We start from the raw sequence: 19,825 nt of genomic DNA, 5'->3' as shown, positions 1-19,825 counted from the left end.
GTATGACGATGCAACGGCGCTGCCGGGCGAGGCAGCGCGAGGTGGTGCTTAAAAACGAGGCAACTCGGGATGAGGCAGCAAGCCGCCGCGCACATGCATCTTGCCGTACTCGGCACAACGGGCGCGCGTTGGAATGCCCTTGTCGGGATTGAGCAGGCAGGCTGGATCGAAGGCGCGCTTGACCGCGTGGAACGCATCGCGCTCTTCCGGCGAAAACTGCACGCACATCGAGTTGATCTTTTCGATGCCCACGCCATGTTCGCCCGTCACCGTGCCGCCCAGTTCGACGCAGGTTTCGAGGATGTCGCAACCGAATGCTTCGGCCCGGTGCCACTCGTCGAGATCGTTGCCGTTGAACAGGATCAGCGGATGCATGTTGCCATCGCCTGCATGGAACACGTTGATGCAGCGCAGGTTGTACTTCTTTTCCATCTGTTCGATGCGCGCGAGCAGCGGTCCGATGCTGCGACGCGGCACGGTGCCGTCCATGCAGTAGTAGTCGGGCGAAATGCGGCCGGCGGCCGGGAATGCGTTCTTGCGGCCCGACCAGAAGCGCAGCCGCTCGGCTTCCGTGCGCGAGATCTGGATGCGCGTGGCGCCCTGTTCGCGCAAAACGGCCGTCATCCGTACGATTTCTTCGCTGACTTCCTCGGGTGTTCCGTCCGATTCGCACAGCAGGATGGCCGCTGCGTCCAGGTCGTAGCCCGCGTTCACGAACTCTTCGACGGCGCGCGTGGCCGGCTTGTCCATCATCTCGAGGCCGGCCGGGATGATGCCCGCGGCGATGATGCCCGCGACGGCATCGCCGCCTTTCACGACGTCGTCGAAACTCGCCATGATGACTGTCGCAGCCTGCGGCTTCGGGATCAGCTTGACCGTGACTTCCGTGACGATCGCGAACATGCCTTCGCTGCCGATCACGACCGCGAGCAGATCGAGACCGGGCGCGTCCGGGCTGAGCGAGCCGAATTCGACGATTTCGCCTTCCATCGTGACGGCGCGCACGCGCATCACGTTATGGACGGTCAGCCCGTACTTCAGGCAATGCACGCCGCCGGAGTTTTCCGCGACGTTGCCGCCGATCGTGCAGGCAATCTGAGAAGAAGGATCTGGCGCGTAGTAGAGGCCGTAGGGCGCGGCGGCTTCGGAAATCGACAGGTTGCGCACGCCGGGCTGCACGGTCGCCGTGCGCGCGTACGGGTCGACTTCGATGATCTTGCGAAAGCGCGCGAGCGAAACGACCACGCCATGCCGGATCGGCATCGCGCCGCCCGACAGGCTCGTGCCCGCGCCACGCGGCACGATGGGCACGTTCAGCCGGTGGCAGATCTGCACGATGCGCTGCACCTGCGATTCCGTCTCCGGCAACACGACGGCCAGCGGCAGCCGGCGATACGCGGCAAGCCCATCGCACTCATAGGCGACAGTGTCTTCCTCTCGATACAACAGGCAATGCGTTGGCAGCACGGCCATCAACGCCTGCACGACTTCGCGCTGGCGCAGCGCAAGCATCTCGGGCGACAGTTCGGGGGACAGCTCGCCGGGTGCGTTCATGGAATGTCTCCTCCTTCGGCGGCCGCCCGCTTTGCGCTGGGCGGCCGGACATGCGATTACGCTATGCCGCCCACGTAAAGATCTTGCCTGGATTCATCAGGTTACGCGGATCGAGCGAATGCTTGATCGAGCGCATCACGTCGACGGCGACGGGGCCATGCTCTTCGAGCAGGAAGCCCATCTTGTGCAGGCCAACGCCATGTTCGCCCGTGCAGGTGCCGTCCATACGCAACGCACGCTGCACGATGCGATGGTTCAGGCGCTCTGCTTCTTCGAGCTCTTCGGGCTTGTTCGGGTCGATCAGCATCGCGACGTGGAAGTTGCCGTCGCCGACGTGGCCAACGATTGGGCAGGGCAACGGTGATGCCTTCAGGTCTTCTTCCGTTTCAACCACGCATTCGGCGAGGCGCGAGATCGGCACGCAGACGTCCGTGGTGACGGCGCGGCTGCCCGGCTTCAACTGCAGCATCGCGAAGTACGCGCTATGTCGCGCGTTCCACAGACGGCTGCGATCCTCCGGGCGCGTCGCCCACTCGAAGCCTTCGCCGCTGTTCTGCGCGGCAATGTCCTGCACGAGCTCGGCCTGTTCCTTCACGCCGGCTTCCGTGCCGTGGAACTCGAAGAACAGCGTGGGCGCTTCGCGCAGCGTCAGGTTCGAGTGACGGTTGATCGAGCGGACGGCGAGCGAATCGACGAATTCGACGCGCGCGATCGGCACGCCGATCTGAATCGTTTCGATCACGGCGCGCACGGCGTCGCCCATCGACGGGAACGTGCAGACAGCCGCCGATACCGCTTCGGGCTGCGGGTACAGCCGCACGGTGATTTCGGTGATGACGCCGAGCGTGCCTTCCGAGCCGACGAACAGACGCGTGAGGTCATAACCGGCCGACGACTTGCGTGCGCGCGTGCCCGTGTGGATCACGCGGCCATCGGCCAGCACGACGGTCAGGCCCAGCACGTTTTCGCGCATCGTGCCGTAGCGCACGGCGTTCGTGCCCGACGCGCGCGTCGCCGACATGCCGCCGATGCTCGCGTCCGCGCCCGGATCGATCGGGAAGAAGAGGCCTGTGTCGCGCAGCGCTTCGTTCAGTTGCTTGCGCGAGATGCCGGGCTCGACGGTGACGGTCAGATCTTCTGCATTGATCGACAGTACGCGGTTCATTCCGGAGAGATCGATCGACACACCGCCTTGCACGGCGAGCAGATGGCCTTCCAGCGAAGAGCCGTTGCCGTACGGAATGATGGGTACGTCGTATTGACCGCAGAGCTTGACGATGGTCTGCACGTCCTCGGTGCTGTTCGCGAACACGACGGCGTCGGGCAGTTGCGGATCGAATGGCGATTCGTCGCGGCCGTGATGGGTTCGGACAGCTTCGGACGTGGATACGCGTTCGCCGAATGCCGACTTGAGCGCAGTGAGAAGTTCAGCAGGAAAAGGGCGGCGCACGGGGGCGGGCGGCACGGGATGGTTCACCTGCGTCTCCTGTTGGCGAATGTTCTGATGGTTGCTGCCCATTTTACGCCCATCGACCGCAGGCGCGTCGCCATGCTTGCAGACGGACGACGCGGGCGCGAGGCCCGGCATCCCTATAATGGATTGAAGGTCAATGACATGCTGCGATATATCCGCGAGGATGCATCGCGAAACACGATGAGGATTCGGAAATCATGGGCAACCGCTTGAGCAAGATCGCGACGCGCACCGGCGACGACGGCACCACGGGTCTCGGCGACGGCAGCCGCGTGCGCAAGGACGACGCACGCATTGCCGCGATCGGCGACGTCGATGAACTGAACTCGAATATTGGCGTGCTGCTGTGCGAGAACATGCCTGACAAGGTTCGTGTCGCGCTGACGGCGATCCAGCACGATCTGTTCGATCTGGGCGGCGAGCTATGCATCCCGGGCCATTCGATGATCGGCGATGGGCATCTCGCGCGGCTTGATGCGTGGCTTGTTGAGTACAACGCGACGTTGCCAGCGCTCAAGGAGTTTATTTTGCCCGCCGGCACGCGGGCGGCTTCAGTGGCGCATGTTTGTCGTACTGTTTGTCGGCGGGCGGAGCGGTCGATTGTGGCGCTTGGTGTTGTTGATAGCGTCAATGACGCGCCGCGTCGGTATGTGAATCGTCTTTCTGATCTGCTGTTTGTGCTGGCTCGGGTGTTGAATCGTATGGACGGAGGGAGTGATGTTTTGTGGCGGCATGATCGGGGTGGTTAGTGCTGCGGGTGCTGGTTTGGTTTGCCTGGGTTTTCGCTGGCATCCGCGTTAGCGCCTACGCGGCGCAAGCGTTGCCCCTGTGCGGGGCGGCACTTACTTTCTTTGCCGCCGCAAAGAAAGTAAGCAAAGAAAGCGGGCTAACACCGCCCGTTCTTGACCTCCGCCTGAGGGCCCCCAACGGGTCCTCTCCTTCACACGGCAAATTCTCAGTCCCCGCCCGTTGCCCGCGCTTCGGCTTAGCGCCTCACCCACTTCAATCGCCCGTAGCGCAGCCAACGGCAGCGATTGGTTAAGGCCGCCCAGGTGGCAAACTGTGTGTCGGTCGTAGTGCTTCACACGTCAGCGCTTCTACGACACCGATCGTGCTTTTCAGTCCGGAGTGATGCGTGTACGCCGCGAAAGCCGACACACAGTTTGCCGCGATAGAACGTGAGCGATTTGATCGCGCCGGCGACGACGCGGGAGTGTGAAGCGGGTGATGAGGCAATTCGAAGCGTTGGCAGCGGGCATCGAGAAGGGAGATGCCGGGAACAGGGCGGGGCTGTTGGGGGCCCGTGGGCAATTACAAGAACTGGCGGTGTTCAGCGGCTTTCTTTTGCCTACTTTTCTTTGCCGCGGCAAAGAAAAGTAGGTGCCGCCCCGCACAGGGGCGACGCCTGAAGAACCAATAACAAATCGCGGATGCCAGCAAAAGCAACAACAAAAGCAAACCACCCCAGCGTCGCAAGACAAAACCCAAAAAACCAAAACCCGCGGCAATCAGTTGCCGCTTCCCCTTGCAATGCGCCGCTGCTTCACAGCATCAGCAAGCCCTTCGAGCACAGCGATACTGTCATCCCAACCAATACAAGCGTCGGTAACACTCTGACCGTAGGTCAACTCACACCCTTCCTGCAAATCCTGGCGCCCCGCCACGAGATGCGATTCAACCATCACGCCAACAATCCGCTCGTCTCCGGCGGCAATCTGCCGGCCAATATCCGCGCAAACGGGAATCTGGTTCTCATGCTTCTTCGAGCTGTTAGCGTGGCTCGCGTCGATCATCAGCCGCGCGGCGAGACCGGACTTGCCGATATCGTTGCATGCAGCATTCACGCTTTCAGCGTCATAGTTCGGCGCCTTGCCGCCGCGCAGGATGATATGGCAATCCTCGTTGCCAGCGGTCGACACGATGGCCGAATGCCCACCCTTCGTCACCGACAGGAAATGGTGCGGCTGCGAAGCCGCCTTGATCGCGTCGACCGCGATCTTCACGTTGCCGTCTGTGCCATTCTTGAAGCCCACCGGGCACGACAGCCCGGACGCCAGTTCGCGGTGCACCTGCGACTCCGTCGTGCGCGCGCCAATCGCGCCCCACGAGATAAGGTCGGCGATGTACTGCGGGCTGATCATGTCGAGGTATTCGGTGCCGGCAGGCAGGCCCAGCTCGTTGATCTTCATCAGCAGTTCGCGCGCAGTGCGCAGGCCGTCATTGATCTTGAAGCTGTTGTCCATGAACGGATCGTTGATGAGACCCTTCCAGCCCACCGTCGTGCGCGGCTTTTCGAAGTACACGCGCATCACGATTTCCAGCTCGCCCGCGAAGCGCTTGCGCTGCTCGATCAGGCGGCCCGCGTATTCCATCGCGGCCTTCGTGTCGTGAATCGAGCACGGTCCGATGATTACGATCAGACGGTCGTCCATGCCGTGCAGGATCCGGTGCATCGACTGACGCGCGTTGTAGATCAGGTCCGATACCTTCTCGTCGCACGGGAATTCGCGGATCAGGTGAGCAGGCGGCGTCAGTTCTTTCAGTTCTCGGATGCGGACATCGTCGGTATTGTGCGGGGGCATGGTTTTCTCCTCGATTCCTTGCGTGTGGTGCGGTTCGGAGCGGTCTGCATTCGATGACGACGCCGCAGCGAACAGATCAACAGGCTAAAAAGTTCAAATTCAAAGTTGTTAGGGACGAAAAAAAACCGCCAGACTCGCTGGCGGTTTTTTCGGGAATTTCAGGTGCCTATGTACGTTCACACCCCTCTCGATCCGCCAGCGGTCTGAGATGCCCAAAAGAAATAAAAATAAAACTTGGCGGACATGGCGAAAAAGGGATGGCTCGTCAAAAAGGTTGATTGGCTTTATACCCCGAGGTTTGCTCGGTTGACAAGCCTTGAAGGTCAAAAATGCGGGAAATCCGCACGATTCACGCCTTTAATGCGCGAATCGTGCGGGCGATGCAAAATCAGACCGTGCCGCCGACCGTCATCTTGTCGATGCGCAGCGTCGGTTGGCCGACGCCGACAGGCACGCTCTGGCCTTCCTTGCCGCACACGCCGACGCCCGTATCCAGCGACATGTCGTTGCCGATCATGCTCACGTACTTGAGCGATTCCGGGCCGCTGCCGATCAGCGTCGCGCCCTTGACCGGATACGTGATCTTGCCGTTCTCGATCATGTACGCCTCGGAGGCCGAGAACACGAACTTGCCGTTGGTGATGTCGACCTGGCCGCCGCCGAAGTTCACCGCATACAGCCCGTTTTTCACGGACGCGATGATTTCCTGCGGATCCTTGTCGCCGTTGAGCATGTAGGTGTTGGTCATGCGCGGCATCGGCAGCGCGGCGTACGATTCGCGGCGCGCGTTACCGGTGACGGGCATCTTCATCAGACGGGCGTTCAGCGTGTCCTGGATGTAACCCTTCAGGATGCCGTCTTCGATCAGCGTCGTGCACTGCGTCGGGTTGCCTTCGTCGTCGATATTGAGCGACCCGCGGCGATTCGGCAGCGTGCCGTCATCGACCACCGTCACGCCCTTGGCCGCGACCTGTTCGCCGATACGCCCCGCGAACGCCGACGATCCCTTGCGGTTGAAGTCGCCTTCCAGACCGTGGCCGATCGCTTCGTGCAGCAGCACACCGGGCCAGCCCGGTCCGAGCACGACCGTCATCGCGCCGGCGGGTGCCGGGCGCGCGTCGAGATTCACCAGCGCCGCGTGCACGGCGTCGTCGACGTACTTCGACAGCAGTTCGTCGGTGAAATAGCCGTAGTCGTAACGACCGCCGCCGCCGCCGCTGCCGATTTCGCGGCGGCCGTTCTGCTCGGCGATCACCGTCACCGACACGCGCACGAGCGGGCGGATGTCCGCGGCCAGCGCGCCGTCGCTGCGCGCGACCAGCACCACGTCGTATTCACCGGCAAGACCCGCCATCACCTGCGTGATGCGCGGATCGCGGCCGCGCGCCATCTGTTCGATGCGCTCCAGTAGTTTGACCTTGGCGGTGGCGTCGAGCGAGTGCAGCGGATCGGAAGGCAGATACAGATCGCGCCCGGCCACGCCCGTCAGCGTCGATGCCGCCTTGATCTTCTGCTTGCCGCCGCCGGCCTTGGCGATCGCGCGCGTGGCGATGGCGGCCTGGCGGATCGCTTCGGGCGACAGGTCGTCCGAATACGCGAACGCCGTGCGGTCACCCGACACGGCGCGCACGCCGACGCCCTGGTCGATGCTGAAGCTGCCCGATTTGACGATGCCTTCCTCGAGGCTCCACGCTTCGCTGCGCGTGGCCTGGAAGTAAAGGTCCGCATAGTCGATGCGATGCGTGAAAATTTCGGCGAGCGTGCGGGTCAGCACGGCTTCGTCGAGGCCGTAGGGCGTCAGGAGCACGTCTTTGGCCGTCGCGAGATTACGGATGCTGGGTTCGATGATGTTCATGCGAAGTTCGCTCGATTCAGGGTATTCGGTGAGTGCACGCCTGTCAGATGGGTGACGTCGGCGGCACTTTCAATACGTGCATTTCAGGTCAAACGTAATCAGCTCAGCACGCGGTGACGCCAGGCCGGCAAGCTCTGCCGGACTTCGTCGATACGTGCGCGCTCGATATTGCCCGCGACGACGCCCGCGCCTTCGCCGCGCACGTCGATGATTTCGCCCCACGGGTCGATCAGGATGCTGTGGCCCCAGGTGCGCCGGCCATTCTCGTGCTTGCCGCCCTGCGCGGCCGCGAGCACGTAACACTGGTTCTCGACAGCCCGCGCGCGCAGCAACGTTTCCCAGTGCGCGCGGCCCGTCGTGTACGTGAATGCAGACGGCACGACGATCAGCGCGCAGTCGCCCATGCGCCGGTACAGCTCGGGAAAGCGTAGATCGTAGCAGACGGACAGGCCCACGCGCCCGAACGGCGCCTCGAACGTGCGCACGGTGTCGCCGGGGCGGATCGTGCGGGCCTCGTCGAACGATTCCTCGCCTTTCTCGAAGTTGAACAGGTGGATCTTGTCGTAGCGCGCCGCTTCGTTGCCCTGCGGGTCGAACACGAGCGTCGTGTTCAGCACGCGGCCTTCTTCAGGCGCTTGCAAGGGCAGCGTGCCGCCGATCACCCAGACCTTGTGCCGGCGCGCGGCGTCGGCGAGAAAGCGCTGGATCGGGCCGTCGCCATAGGTTTCGCGCACAGTGAGCTTGTCTGTGTCCTTGAAGCCCATGAAGCAGAAATACTCGGGCAGCAGGACGAGCTGCGCGCCGTCGGCGGCGGCTTGCGCGATCAGGGTTTCGGCATCGGCGAGATTACGGTCGCGCTCGGGCGTGCTCACCATCTGCAGCGCGGCGACGCGGAAAGGACCAGCGTGAGGAGGGGACTTCGCGGACTGCGTGTTCAGGTCGCTCATAGGCGTTCGAAAAACTCCTGCAAGGGGCAGTGCGGACAGCGGACGCCGGCTCGGGCAGAAACCGGGCGCCCGGTCCGGCCCTCAGTTCGGCGTGGCGATGGCGGCCGGCGCGTTCATATTACCGCTATCTCCGTGGACCCGCTCGACGTGCGGCTTGGCCCACGAGCCCGTGATCGAGTAGTCACGGGCGAATGCATGCTCGATCGAGTGCGACAGCGCGTAATCGCCGACCAGCGCAGCGAGGCCGAGCAGCGGATTGATGATGGCCGCCGCGACCACGCCCGCGCCGGCACTGACGGTCGGCACGATATGCACGTTCAGGTTCTGCGTTTCGTTGGTCAGATCGACGGTGCCTTTCATGTTGGCCCGCGCGGGCGCCGTCACCAGTTCGAAGTTGTCAGTCGAGCCGATGCCGTTTACCACCTGCGCCGTACCCGTGACGTGCTCGAACGGCAGACCTTCCCCGATGACGTCGCGGAAATTCATCGTCGCGTAGCGTGCGAGGCTTTGCAGGCTCAACACGCCGAGCAGTTTCGCGACGCCCGGATCGACCTTGAGAATCTGTCCGTGCCGCAGATCGACGGCGAGCTTGCCGTTGAGCGTCGGCTTGTCGGGCCGGGTCGGGCCGCCTTGCCAGCCGAGCGTGCCCGACAGCGAGCCTTCGCCCGCCTTCAGCGTGCGCGGCAGGCCCGCGCGTTCGAGCAGCAGGCCTGCGTCCTTGATGTCGAGCTTGAAATCGACCTCGGTGCTGCGTTCGGCTTCGTCGTCCTGGTTCGGTCCGTAGTTGCGGCCCGTGCGCCAGTTCGCCGTCGCCTTGAGGACGGCGGCAGGATTGGTGATTTCGAGCGAATCGAGTTGCCAGACGGGCGTGCCGTTGTCCTCGAAGTTATGCGCGTCGACTTCGAGCTTGCCGACGTTTCGCTCGCGCACGATCAGTTCGTTGACGACGAGATCGATCGACGGAATGTTCTGCGCCGGCTGGTTGATCGCCGGGCCGAGCAGATCGTTTTCGGTCGCCGACGGAATCACCAGCCGCGCGAGCCGCGCCTGCAGCGTGCCGGGCGATCCCGGTTGCGCGCCCGGCAGCCACGAGACGTGCCCCGACACCTGGTTCGACGCGATATTGGCCTGCCACTGGCGGTCGTAGTGCGAAGCTCCGACCACCACGCTTTCCCAGTGGCGCTTGAGCAGCGTCAGCGTGCCGATATGGATGGCGAAGCGGTTCGGCATGAACTGCGCGGCGGTCTCGCTGGGCGGCACGGGCGCGACGCCTTCGTTGGCCTTGCGCATCTGCAGGAAGAGGGCGCGCCACGCGTCGGCGTCGAGCGAGTCGATGTCGACGGCGGCGATCACGCCTTCGGACGGCAGATCCGTGGTCCGGTTCACGCCGATCGCGCCGCGCAGGACTTCGGGCGGCTGGCCGGGCGTGTGTTTGAGCAGATAGGTCGCGGCGATCGGGCCGAACGTGAGGTCGGCGCGTTGCACGCCGCTGTCGCTGCTGCTCGCGTCCGCGCTGCTGTCGCCGTTTCCGATGGTCGGACGGAACGTGAAATCGAGCGGCATCGGGGTGCCGACCGGCTTGTTGAACGGCGCGGGGAAGTTGAGCGCGAGCCCGGTCAGGTCCGAGTGAATCGCTACGTCGGGGAGCCTGCCACGCGCGCCGTGCACGCTGATGTCGTAAGGCGCGCTGCCGTTCATGCGCGTCAGCACCTGCGCGGGCAGGCCACGCAGATTCAGGCCGCGCGCGGCATCGACGGCGAGCTGGCCGGACACGTCGAGCGCGTAGGTGCCTTTGTCATTCAGGCCGCCTTTCGCGTGGAGGTCGCCGCCCATGAACTGCGCCGACAGCCCGTCGACCTGCGCGGTGCGCTCGGTGAAGCGCACCTTCCCGCGTAGTTGGGACACGGGCGGCACGTTGTCCACTTCGAGGCGATCGTTCTCGAACGCAAGCGATCCTTCCACCGAGACGCGCACTTTCGGCGGCGTCACGCCCGGCGGCGTGGGCGGATTGCGCGGCACGGTCAGTTTGAGCGCGAGCGTGGCGGGCCCGTCGGCGTGAATCTTTTCGGTCTGATGCTTCGCCAGCCCGCCGAGCGCGCTGTTGTTCACATAGTCGAGCATGTCGGCGAGCGGCCCGTGGCCGTCGCCCGTAATGATGAGGCTCGACGCCCGGTTGCCGAGATCGTCGATCTTGCCCGTCACCTTGCGCATCGCGACGCCCTTGTAATGCGCGCGGTCGACGTCGAAGCGCAGCAGGTTCTCCTTCAGCTGGAACGTGCCGTCGATACCGTCGAACGCCGGCCACACGTTCGGCGTGCCGTTTTTCATCGTGCGCGGCGGATACGGCGACGGATCGAAGCGCCCGCCCTTGAACGGCGCGATGATCTTGAAGACGCCCGCGCTCGGGTCGCGCGAGTAGGGGAATTTCTCAAGATTGCCGTGAATCTCGATCGTGCCGCCGCGCGAGATGCCCGCCTGCAAGCCGTGAGTCAGATAGATGCGCAGCTTCTCGCTGATGCTGGTCGGCAGATAGCGCGTGATGCGCGTGACCTGCGCGCGTTCGAAATCGGCTTTCAGATCGAGCGCGCCGCGTCCGCTGCCGACGTTCGAATAGCTGGCGGTCGCCTTCGCCGCCGTATCCGCGTTCGATACCTTCAGCTCCGTCACGTCGACCTTGAACGCCTTGTGAATCTGGCCCGGCTCGATGGTGGATCCGATCGTCCACGTGCCTTTGCCGCTCAAGTGGTCGAACGTGAGGCGCGGATCGTCGAACACGCCCGGCAGCGTTAGCGCCGCGTTGGCTGTGTCGATGGAAATCGAGCCGTGTTTCTCGTCGGCATCGACGCTTCCCCACAGGTTTTCTACGCCCGGAATACCCGCGCGCGGGTGGCCGCGCGCCGTCAGTCCCGGCGGCGGTTCCTGCGCGGCGACGCTGATGCCCTGCAGATCGCCCTTGAAGCGGTAGCGGATGATCGGCTCGGCGCCCGGCTCGCGATGCTCGGTGGCCGCTTCGCCCGAATCGGGCTTGCCGCGCTCGACCTCGATCGTGTAGTTCGCCACGAGGCCGCGCGGATTGAAGCGCACGAGACCGTTCAGGAGCCGCTTCGGCAGCGGCAGCGCGCGGCTGAATTCCCCGAGGATGCCGAGATCGACGCGATCGCCGGAAATGCTCAGCAACTGGCCGTGCTGGATGCTCGGCATCCGGTAGCGGCTCGACAGCGTGTGCAGCGCCAGAATGCGGGCGACGGGCGTGCCGTCGTCGAGCGGCGGCTGGCCGAGTTCGGCGCGCAGGTTGTTGAGGTCGAGCGTCCACTCGTCGCCGTCGTGCGCGACAGCCCAGGAGAAGCTCGCGACGGGCACGTCGAGTTTCGGCTGGGTCGGCTTCACACGCAGCGCGATGTTGCTGCCCGACAGCTCGCCCGACGCCGAGCGAACGCGGCCCTGTGTGAATTGCAGCCAGATCTTGTTGTCGATGCGGCCCGCGTAGGTTTCGATCGGGAAGTCCATGTAACGGGCGAGCATCGGCAGATCGACGGTGCCTGTCGACACATACGCTTCGCCTGTCCAGTTGATCGGCTTGCCCATCGCCGAGAGGCGCGCGTGCCGGAAGTGCGCGCGGAAGTCGAGCGAGCCGAACAGAACTTTGCCATCAGGCGGCGCCTGCAGCGCGAGCCGGTGATCGTAGCCGTCGCTCAGAATCGCGAGACGGATGTTCTGCAGCGCGATTTCGGGCGCGTCGCGGCGCGTGTCGTGCCAGCGCAGCGTGCCGCCGCGCAGGATCATCGCTTCCTGGCGCAAGAGCCACGTGCTGAACGTGTCGTTGCCGGAATGCGTGGTCGGCACCATCACGCCCGCAACCGACAGCGAGCCATCCGTTTCCCGCTCGATCAGCAGATCCGGCTTGTCGACGATCACGCTCGACAGGATCGGCGCGAGCTTCCAGACGGACGACCACGAGACGGTTGCGCTCGCATGCGGAATGTTCAACGCGACCTTGCCGTCGCGATTGGTGATGGTGACGTCGGTGACTTCGAGGCCCGGCTGGAAGCCCGTCCAGTGCGGCGCGATCTTGCCGATCCTGAACTGGGCGTGGATTTTTTCCGAAACGGCTGCTTCGATCTTCGGCCGGAACGAGTCGGCTTGCGGCAGCACGACATAGCGCAGGCCGAGTACGGCCAGTACGACGACGAAGTACAGGAACAGCGCGATGCCGAGCACGACGCGCAGCGTGTGGCGCAGCACCGCATGATCGCTTCCGCCTACGGGCTTGACGCGTCCGGCTTCGTGCGGGTCGGCGGATGAGTTTCGCTCGGACATGCTGCGACGGGGTAGGCGTATGGTAGTTTTGCGGTCTAACGACGAAATGTATCACACGGGCCAGCAGCCACGAACCTATGGTACGGCTTGTGTGGACAAGGCCACACGGGGTTTTTGGCAGCTTGCGCAGGCATTGGCTGCGATGGCCCGACGCAGGATTCAAGCAACGAGCGAGCCAGATCTTTGATGACCGAACTATCTTTGTTGAGTTCCAGCTATTCACTTTATGCGTCCCGCGCCTATGCGGCACATGCCGGCCTCGCGCCGCGCGTCGCGGCGCTGGCGGCGGCACCGATCACGCGCGAGCGCATCGACGAACGGCTCGACGCGTTGATCGACGGCTTGCGCGCGTCGCCCGATGCGCATATTTCCGAAGAAGCATTGAAAAAGGCGTTGCGACAGCTGCGCACTGAAGTGTTTTGCGCCGTGATGGAGCGCGACCTGTCACGGGCGGCCGACGTGGCCGAGGTGACGGGCACGATGACCGATCTGGCGGAAGCGACCGTCCAGCGGGCGATGGCCGTGGTCAGCGCCGATCTCGAAGCGCTCTACGGCGAGCCGCGCGGTTCACAGGGCGAGCGGTTGTCGCTGGGCGTGGTCGGCATGGGCAAGCTGGGCGGGCGCGAGCTGAACGTGTCGTCGGATATCGACCTGATCTTTGTCTATGAAGATGACGGCGAGACCACGGGCGGCCAGCGCGCGTCGATTGCCACGCAGGATTTCTTCACGCGTCTCGGCAAGCGGCTGATCGCGGCGCTTGCCGAGGTGACCGCGGACGGATATGTGTTTCGCGTCGATATGCGACTGCGGCCGAACGGCGATTCGGGGCCGCTCGTGTGTAGTCTCGGCATGCTCGAAGAATATTTTTACGTGCAGGGCCGCGAGTGGGAGCGCTATGCGTGGATCAAGGGCCGGCTCGTTTCCGAGCACGACAGCGATTCGGCGCGCCGGCTCTCGAAGCAGCTCGATGCCATCGTCAAGCCGTTCATCTACCGGCGCTATCTCGATTTCGGCGTCATCAGCGCGATCCGTTCGCTGCATCTGCAGATTCGCCAGGAAGCGCAGCGGCGCGCGTCGATGCGCCCCGACAAGGCCGACGATATCAAGCTCGGGCGCGGCGGCATCCGCGAGATCGAGTTCAGCGCGCAGGTGTTCCAGCTGATCCGCGGCGGGCAGGACGCGGGTTTTCGCGTGCGGCCGACGCTCGCCGTGCTGCGCCACGCGGCGGCGCGCGGTCTGGTTTCGCCGGGCGTGTGCGCCGATCTGACGAGCGCCTATCTGTTCCTGCGCGACCTCGAACACCGTCTGCAATACCGGAACGACGCGCAGACGCACGCCATGCCCGTCGATCCCGCCGAGCGCGCGCTGCTCGCAAAGGCGATGGGTTTCGACGACTACGCGTCGCTGATGGCGAAGCTCGAAACGTATCGCGAGCTGGTCGAGCAGCAGTTCGACCAGATTTTCGCCGACAAGGTGAGCGGGCAGGGCGGCTGCGGCGCGCGCGAAGACGGCGCGGCCGTGTGGGTCTGGAGCAGCGCGCTCGCCGACGATAGCGCCGATGAGGCACTGGCTGCGCGCCTCGTCGAACTCGGCATCGAGCATCCCGCCGATCTGCTGTCGCGGCTGAAGGCCGTGTGGCAGTCGTCGCGCTATACGGGTCTTGCGGAGCGCAGCCGCGAGCGTTTCGACATCGTTGCGCAGCGTGCGCTCGAAGCGGCGCAGACGCTGGAGCCCGCCGAGCGGCGCGGCGACATTCTCGTGCGCCTCTTTGATCTGCTCGAAGCGATCGGGCGGCGCGGCGCGTATCTCGCGCTGCTGACGGAGTATCCGCAGGCGCTGCATCGCGTGCTGTCGGTGCTGGGCGCGTCGCGCTGGGCGGCGGGTTATCTGATTCGCCATCCGCAACTGCTCGACGAACTGCTCGACGACGAAGCGATGGCAAGTCCGTTCGACTGGCCGGAATTCAAGCGCACGCTGCGCGCGCGTCTCGCGGCCGCCGACGGCGTCGAGCAGCAGATGGACTTGCTGCGTCACGCGCATCAGGCCGAAGTGTTCCGCATTCTGCTGATCGATCTGGCGGGCAAACTGAGTGTCGAGCATGTCAGCGACCGACTGTCCGAACTGGCCGACGCGGTGCTCGACGTGACCATCGAGGCCGTCTGGAACCAGCTGTCCAAGCGCCATCGGCCGGTGCCACGGTTCGCTATCATCGCGTACGGCAAGCTGGGCGGGAAGGAACTCGGCTATGCGTCGGACCTCGATCTGATCTTTCTGTACGACGACACGGACGACAACGCGTCCGATATCTACGCAACCTTCACGCGCCGCCTGATCACGTGGCTCACGACGGCCACAGGCGCGGGCACGCTGTTCGATGTCGACCTGCGGCTGCGTCCGAACGGCGAGTCGGGTTTGCTGGTGACGGACTTCGACGCGTTTCGCCGTTATCAGCTGCGCGAGGGCGATGCTGCGAATACGGCGTGGGTCTGGGAACACCAGGCGCTGACGCGCGCCCGCTATTGCGCCGGCGATCCCGCTGTCGGCGCACAGTTCGAGGCGATCCGCGAACAGGTGCTGACGACGCCGCGCGAGGCAGCGTCACTCTCTGCCGAGATCGTCGACATGCGGCGACGCGTGGAAGAAGGCCACCCGAACCGGACCGAACTGTTCGACCTGAAGCACGATCGTGGCGGCATGGTCGACATCGAGTTCACGGTGCAGTACTGGGTGCTGCTGCACGCGGCGCGTGACCCTGAACTGATCCGCAACACGGGCAATATCGCGCTGCTGCGCGAGGTGTCGCGCTTCGGGCTGATGAGCGGTGAGGAGGCGGATACCGTGGGCGCGGCCTACCGGACGTACCGGAAGCTGCAGCACAAGCTGCGGCTCGACGGCATGGAAAAAGCGCGCGTCGAACCGCATAGCGTCGAGAAAGAGCGCGAAGCGGTGCTGCGGCTGTGGCGGCGGGTGTTCGGGTGAACCTGTTGTGAGGCGGCGCGGAAGGTTGACACCCGCGCCGCGTTTTTAGAAACGCTTCACGCTGTCGTGAGCATTTCCTTCGCGTGCTTGCGCGTGGTGGGCGTGATTTCGATGCCGCCCAGCATGCGCGCAACTTCCTCGATGCGGCTGGACTTGTCCAGCGACGTGACCGTGCTGACCGTGCCGCTCTTGCCCTTGCTGCTCTTCGCGACCTGGAAGTGGTGATCGCCGCGTGCGGCCACCTGCGGCAAGTGGGTCACGCAGAGCACCTGACGTTGCTCGCCGAGTTGATGGAGCAGACGCCCGACCACTTCCGCGACACCGCCGCCGATGCCCGTGTCCACTTCGTCGAAGATCAAGGTCGGCGTCGGGCTGGCAGCGCTCGCGATCACCGAAAGCGCGAGGCTGATACGCGCGAGTTCACCGCCCGAGGCCACTTTCGCTAGCGGCCGCAGCGGCACGCCCTTGTGGCCCGCGACGCGGAATTCGACCTGCTCCATGCCGTGCGGGCCGCCTTCCGGCAACGGCACGAGCGCGACCTCAAAGCTGCCGCCTGCCATCGACAGCTCCTGCATGCCCGTCGTCACCGCCGCGCCCAGCGCCTTCGCGGCTTTCGTGCGAGCCTTTGACAGCACCTTCGCTTCGGCGATGTAGGCGTCTTTTGCCTTGGCCTCGACGGCGCGCAGCGCGTCGAGGTCCGCGGCGGCATCGAGCTTGGCGAGCTGTTCGCGGCGTTCCTGATGCTCCTGCGGCAAGGTTTCCGGTTGCAGCCGGAACTTGCGGGCCGCCGAATGCAGCGCGTCCAGACGCTTTTCAACCTGGGCGAGCCGGTCGGGATCGAGTTCCAGCCGCTGTGCGTAGTGACTCAGCGAATACGCGGCTTCCTGCAGCTGGATTTCGGCAGGCTCGAGCGCGGCGAGCGCGTCGTTCAGTTCGGGATCGATTTCGGCGAGATCACGTATTTTCGAAATGATCGACGAAAGATGGCCCAGCATCGCTTCGTCCGATTCGGACAACGCCGACAGCGCACCCTGCACGCCGTCGATCAGATTCGCCGAATGCGACAGCCGCCGGTGCTCGGTGTTGATCTCTTCCCATTCGCCGGGCTGAGGCGACAGCTTGTCGAGTTCCGTGAGCTGCCATGCGAGCCGCTCCCGTTCGAGCTGCAGTTCGCGGTCCTTGCTCTGCGCCGTTTCGACGGCTTGCGCTGCGTCGCGCCAGGCGCGCCAGGCGCGAGTCACGGTTGCCTTCGTGTCGAGCAAACCGGCATGCGTGTCGAACAGTTCACGCTGCGCGTCCGGCCGCATCAGCAGTTGATGCGCGTGCTGGCCGTGAATGTCGACGAGCATTTCGCCGACTTCGCGCAATTGCGTGAGCGTCGCCGCCGTGCCGTTGATGAACGCCCGCGAGCGGCCATTGCCGTCCACCACGCGGCGCAGCATCACGATATTGCCGTGCTCCGTTTCGTCCGCGGCAAGCGCCTGTTCGTCGAGCCACGCGTCGACGAGCGGGTGCGTTTCGAACTCGGCTGTGATGTCCGCGCGGGATTCGCCCGTGCGCACGACGCTGGCATCGGCGCGGGCGCCGAGCGCCAGCGCGAGCGCGTCGATGAGGATGGATTTGCCGGCGCCCGTTTCGCCGGAGAAGACCGTAAAGCCGCTGTCGAATTCGAGGTCGAGCGCGGCGACGATGACGAAGTCGCGTATCGAAAGGTGGCGGAGCATGGCTCGTCTATCTGAGTGGCGTGGCGTGCGTTGGTTTGAGTGTTGCGATGGTTTCGGGCCGGACTTTCCGCGCGGAATCAGTCGCGCGGATCGTCTTCGTGCGACGGATACTCGTTCCAGTGCAGTTTCTTGCGCAGCGTCGCGTAGTAGCTGTAGCCGACGGGATGCAGGAAGGGGACGGTATGGCGCGAGCGGCGCACGTCGATGGTGTCGTTCAGTTCGAGCGCGGTGAACGACTGCATGTCGAAGTTCACGTTGACGTCGCGGCCCGAGATGATCTGGATGCTCACCTTGGAGTCGTCCGGTATCACGATGGGGCGGTTCGACAACGCGTGCGGCGCGATGGGCACCAGCACGAGGCCCTGCAACTGCGGATGCAGGATCGGCCCTTGCGACGACAGCGCATAAGCCGTCGAGCCCGTCGGCGTCGCGACGATCAGCCCGTCCGAGCGCTGGTTGTACATGAAGCGGCCGTCCACCGAGACCCGCAGTTCCGCCATGCCCGAAAAGCCCGAGCGGTTCACGACGACGTCGTTGAAGGCGAGCGCGTGGTAGATCGGCTGGCCGTCACGCATGATCCGCGATTCGAGCAGCGTGCGCTCTTCGCGCTCGAAGCTGCCCGATAACATCTGCGGAATGATCTCGCGCATGTCGGAAAACGGGATATCCGTAATGAAGCCCAGCCGTCCGTGGTTGATGCCGATCAATGGCGTCTTGTACGGCGCCAGCTGGCGGCCGATACCGAGCATCGTGCCGTCGCCGCCGAGCACGATCGCCACGTCCGCGCGCGCGCCGATTTCCGCCGGGCGCAGCGCCGGCCATTGCGTTACGCCGATTTCCTGCGCGGTCTCGCTCTCGAACGCGATCTCGTAGCCGTGCTTTTCGAGGCACGTGGCGAGCGCGGTCAGCGGTTCCCCGATGCCCGGCGTATTGCTGCGCCCGACGAGCGCAACAGTCTTGAACTGGCTGTTAGCTTGCATGCCGGCATTACACCATAGGTAGGGCCTGAAAAGAACCGTCCGGGCGGGCGGCGCGCCAGCCGGGGCGGATGCGTGACGCTCGCGTGACGCGATCCAGCCCTGGTCCGATTATCGTTAGAATGGTGAAGTCCTCATGACAGACGTGACGACTGCATAGACCCATGCGTTGCGGTTCGTGCGCGGGCGGGGAGCCGCGCAGGGCGCCTGCGGCCGCAAAGCCGCTGCGCCACGGGCCGCCGCGCGCTCGCCGCGATGCGGTGGTTACGCTAAAATTTTTTCGCCATGCTAGATCCTCGCGCACAAACCCTCCTGAAAACGCTGATCGAGCGGTATATCGCCGAAGGTCAGCCGGTCGGCTCGCGCACGTTGTCGCGGTATTCCGGGCTCGAACTCAGCCCGGCGACGATCCGCAACGTGATGTCCGATCTGGAGGAGCTGGGGCTGGTCATCAGTCCGCATACGTCGGCGGGGCGCATTCCCACGCCGCGCGGCTACCGGCTGTTCGTCGACACCATGCTGACTGTCGAACCCGCAGCCGACGACGACGCCGTGATGCGCGCGGTCAAAACCACGCTGCAGCCGGGCGAGCCGCAGAAGGTGGTGGCGGCGGCCGCGGGCGTGCTTTCCAACCTGTCGCAGTTCGCCGGCGTGATCCTTACGCCGCGGCGCAGCCACGTGTTCAAGCAGATCGAATTCCTGCGCTTGTCTGACAAGCGCATTCTGCTGATCATCGTGACGCCGGAAGGCGACGTGCAGAACCGCATCATGGCGACGCAGCGCGATTTTTCGCCGTCGCAGCTCACCGAGGCTTCCAATTACATCAACGCACACTTCGCGGGCCTGTCCTTCGACGAGGTGCGCCTGCGTTTGCGCGAGGAAATCGACGAACTGCGCGGCGACATGACGACGCTGATGCACGCGGCCGTCACCGCAAGCACGGACATGACCGACACGGGCGAAACTGTGCTGATTTCCGGCGAGCGCAATCTGCTCGAAGTGGCCGACCTTTCGTCGGACATGGCGCGGCTGCGCAAGCTGTTCGATGTGTTCGATCAAAAGACGAGTCTCCTTCAGTTGCTGGACGTGTCGAGCCATGCCCAAGGCGTCCAGATCTTCATTGGCGGCGAGTCGAACCTCGTTCCCATCGAGGAAATGAGCGTGGTGACGGCGCCTTACGAAGTGAACGGCAAGATCGTCGGCACGCTCGGCGTGATCGGGCCGACGCGCATGGCGTACAACCGCGTGATTCCCATCGTCGACATCACGGCGCGTCTGCTGTCGCTGACGCTCAGTCAGGGATAACGCCGACGTCGGCATGGTGTTCATCATGCGCGGCGTTTTTGGCCGTGCCAATTGGCCGAACGGCCAGGTATCGGCGGCAGACCGCGCCGCTATAATGACTTTCTCGATTCA

13 protein-coding genes are annotated in these 19,825 nt (G+C 64.4%); 5 read left to right on the top strand and 8 right to left on the bottom strand.

Annotated elements, in window-relative coordinates:
• Nucleotides 1-48: 48 nt before the first annotated feature.
• Nucleotides 49-1,554, bottom strand: coding sequence for an FAD-linked oxidase C-terminal domain-containing protein (locus G3O01_RS36715; protein WP_205811911.1), 1,506 nt, complete (start codon nucleotides 1,552-1,554; stop codon nucleotides 49-51).
• Nucleotides 1,555-1,615: 61 nt separating this feature from the next.
• Complete coding sequence (locus tag G3O01_RS36710; RefSeq protein WP_205811910.1) at nucleotides 1,616-3,031, bottom strand: FAD-linked oxidase C-terminal domain-containing protein; 1,416 nt, start codon at nucleotides 3,029-3,031, stop codon at nucleotides 1,616-1,618.
• Between the two features lie 194 nt (nucleotides 3,032-3,225).
• On the opposite strand from G3O01_RS36710, the gene G3O01_RS36705 reads away from it, so the two are divergent.
• Nucleotides 3,226-3,777, top strand: coding sequence for a cob(I)yrinic acid a,c-diamide adenosyltransferase (locus tag G3O01_RS36705; protein WP_205811909.1), 552 nt, complete (start codon nucleotides 3,226-3,228; stop codon nucleotides 3,775-3,777).
• Between the two features lie 478 nt (nucleotides 3,778-4,255).
• Nucleotides 4,256-4,408 (top strand): hypothetical protein, encoded by a 153-nt coding sequence (locus tag G3O01_RS36700; protein WP_205811908.1) that lies wholly within the window; start codon nucleotides 4,256-4,258, stop codon nucleotides 4,406-4,408.
• Nucleotides 4,409-4,536: 128 nt separating this feature from the next.
• Here the strand turns inward: G3O01_RS36700 and aroG are convergent, their stop codons facing one another.
• Complete coding sequence (aroG, locus tag G3O01_RS36695; RefSeq protein ID WP_205811907.1) at nucleotides 4,537-5,610, bottom strand: 3-deoxy-7-phosphoheptulonate synthase AroG; 1,074 nt, start codon at nucleotides 5,608-5,610, stop codon at nucleotides 4,537-4,539.
• 53 nt (nucleotides 5,611-5,663) lie between these two features.
• Between aroG and G3O01_RS36690 the strand changes: the two genes are divergently transcribed.
• A complete protein-coding gene (locus G3O01_RS36690; RefSeq protein WP_205811906.1) occupies nucleotides 5,664-5,888 on the top strand; it encodes a hypothetical protein in 225 nt (74 codons plus the stop codon).
• A gap of 110 nt (nucleotides 5,889-5,998) precedes the next feature.
• On the opposite strand, the gene tldD is transcribed toward G3O01_RS36690, so the two are convergent.
• The 3 genes from tldD to G3O01_RS36675 all read right to left on the bottom strand — a co-directional run bounded on the left by tldD (nucleotide 5,999) and on the right by G3O01_RS36675 (nucleotide 12,729).
• Nucleotides 5,999-7,465: a metalloprotease TldD gene (tldD, locus tag G3O01_RS36685; RefSeq protein ID WP_205811905.1), complete on the bottom strand. Its 1,467-nt coding sequence runs from the start codon at nucleotides 7,463-7,465 to the stop codon at nucleotides 5,999-6,001.
• A 98-nt stretch (nucleotides 7,466-7,563) separates the two neighbouring features.
• Entirely contained in the window at nucleotides 7,564-8,412 is an 849-nt protein-coding gene (locus G3O01_RS36680; RefSeq protein WP_205811904.1) for a carbon-nitrogen hydrolase family protein, read from the bottom strand.
• A gap of 81 nt (nucleotides 8,413-8,493) precedes the next feature.
• On the bottom strand, nucleotides 8,494-12,729 hold the full coding sequence (locus tag G3O01_RS36675) for an AsmA-like C-terminal region-containing protein (protein WP_205811903.1): 4,236 nt from the start codon (nucleotides 12,727-12,729) through the stop codon (nucleotides 8,494-8,496).
• Nucleotides 12,730-12,915: 186 nt separating this feature from the next.
• Between G3O01_RS36675 and glnE the strand changes: the two genes are divergently transcribed.
• The gene (gene glnE, locus G3O01_RS36670) at nucleotides 12,916-15,708 is read left to right on the top strand and encodes a bifunctional [glutamate--ammonia ligase]-adenylyl-L-tyrosine phosphorylase/[glutamate--ammonia-ligase] adenylyltransferase (RefSeq protein ID WP_205811902.1); all 2,793 of its coding nucleotides are present in this window, start codon (nucleotides 12,916-12,918) and stop codon (nucleotides 15,706-15,708) included.
• Between the two features lie 56 nt (nucleotides 15,709-15,764).
• Here the strand turns inward: glnE and recN are convergent, their stop codons facing one another.
• The gene (gene recN, locus G3O01_RS36665; protein ID WP_205811901.1) at nucleotides 15,765-17,432 is read right to left on the bottom strand and encodes a DNA repair protein RecN; all 1,668 of its coding nucleotides are present in this window, start codon (nucleotides 17,430-17,432) and stop codon (nucleotides 15,765-15,767) included.
• A gap of 77 nt (nucleotides 17,433-17,509) precedes the next feature.
• Nucleotides 17,510-18,412, bottom strand: a complete 903-nt coding sequence (locus G3O01_RS36660; RefSeq protein WP_205811900.1) for an NAD kinase — start codon at nucleotides 18,410-18,412, stop codon at nucleotides 17,510-17,512.
• 282 nt (nucleotides 18,413-18,694) lie between these two features.
• Here G3O01_RS36660 and hrcA point away from each other — a divergent pair, with 282 nt between their 5' ends.
• Nucleotides 18,695-19,714, top strand: a complete 1,020-nt coding sequence (hrcA, locus tag G3O01_RS36655) for a heat-inducible transcriptional repressor HrcA (RefSeq protein ID WP_205811899.1) — start codon at nucleotides 18,695-18,697, stop codon at nucleotides 19,712-19,714.
• Nucleotides 19,715-19,825 lie beyond the last annotated feature (111 nt).

It is taken from the genome of Burkholderia sp. Ac-20365 (assembly GCF_017104715.1).
Lineage (GTDB): Bacteria > Pseudomonadota > Gammaproteobacteria > Burkholderiales > Burkholderiaceae > Paraburkholderia.
This window is presented reverse-complemented; position numbering and strand designations above follow the sequence as displayed.

Bases quoted from the DNA above. Each gene is read 5' to 3' on its own strand.
- G3O01_RS36715 (WP_205811911.1), bottom strand. From the start codon at position 1,554: ATGAACGCACCCGGCGAGCTGTCCCCCGAACTGTCGCCCGAGATGCTT.
- G3O01_RS36705 (WP_205811909.1), top strand. From the start codon at position 3,226: ATGGGCAACCGCTTGAGCAAGATCGCGACGCGCACCGGCGACGACGGC.
- G3O01_RS36700 (WP_205811908.1), top strand. From the start codon at position 4,256: ATGAGGCAATTCGAAGCGTTGGCAGCGGGCATCGAGAAGGGAGATGCC.
- aroG (WP_205811907.1), bottom strand. From the start codon at position 5,610: ATGCCCCCGCACAATACCGACGATGTCCGCATCCGAGAACTGAAAGAA.
- G3O01_RS36690 (WP_205811906.1), top strand. From the start codon at position 5,664: ATGACGACGCCGCAGCGAACAGATCAACAGGCTAAAAAGTTCAAATTC.
- tldD (WP_205811905.1), bottom strand. From the start codon at position 7,465: ATGAACATCATCGAACCCAGCATCCGTAATCTCGCGACGGCCAAAGAC.
- G3O01_RS36680 (WP_205811904.1), bottom strand. From the start codon at position 8,412: ATGAGCGACCTGAACACGCAGTCCGCGAAGTCCCCTCCTCACGCTGGT.
- G3O01_RS36675 (WP_205811903.1), bottom strand. From the start codon at position 12,729: ATGTCCGAGCGAAACTCATCCGCCGACCCGCACGAAGCCGGACGCGTC.
- glnE (WP_205811902.1), top strand. From the start codon at position 12,916: ATGACCGAACTATCTTTGTTGAGTTCCAGCTATTCACTTTATGCGTCC.
- recN (WP_205811901.1), bottom strand. From the start codon at position 17,432: ATGCTCCGCCACCTTTCGATACGCGACTTCGTCATCGTCGCCGCGCTC.
- G3O01_RS36660 (WP_205811900.1), bottom strand. From the start codon at position 18,412: ATGCAAGCTAACAGCCAGTTCAAGACTGTTGCGCTCGTCGGGCGCAGC.
- hrcA (WP_205811899.1), top strand. From the start codon at position 18,695: ATGCTAGATCCTCGCGCACAAACCCTCCTGAAAACGCTGATCGAGCGG.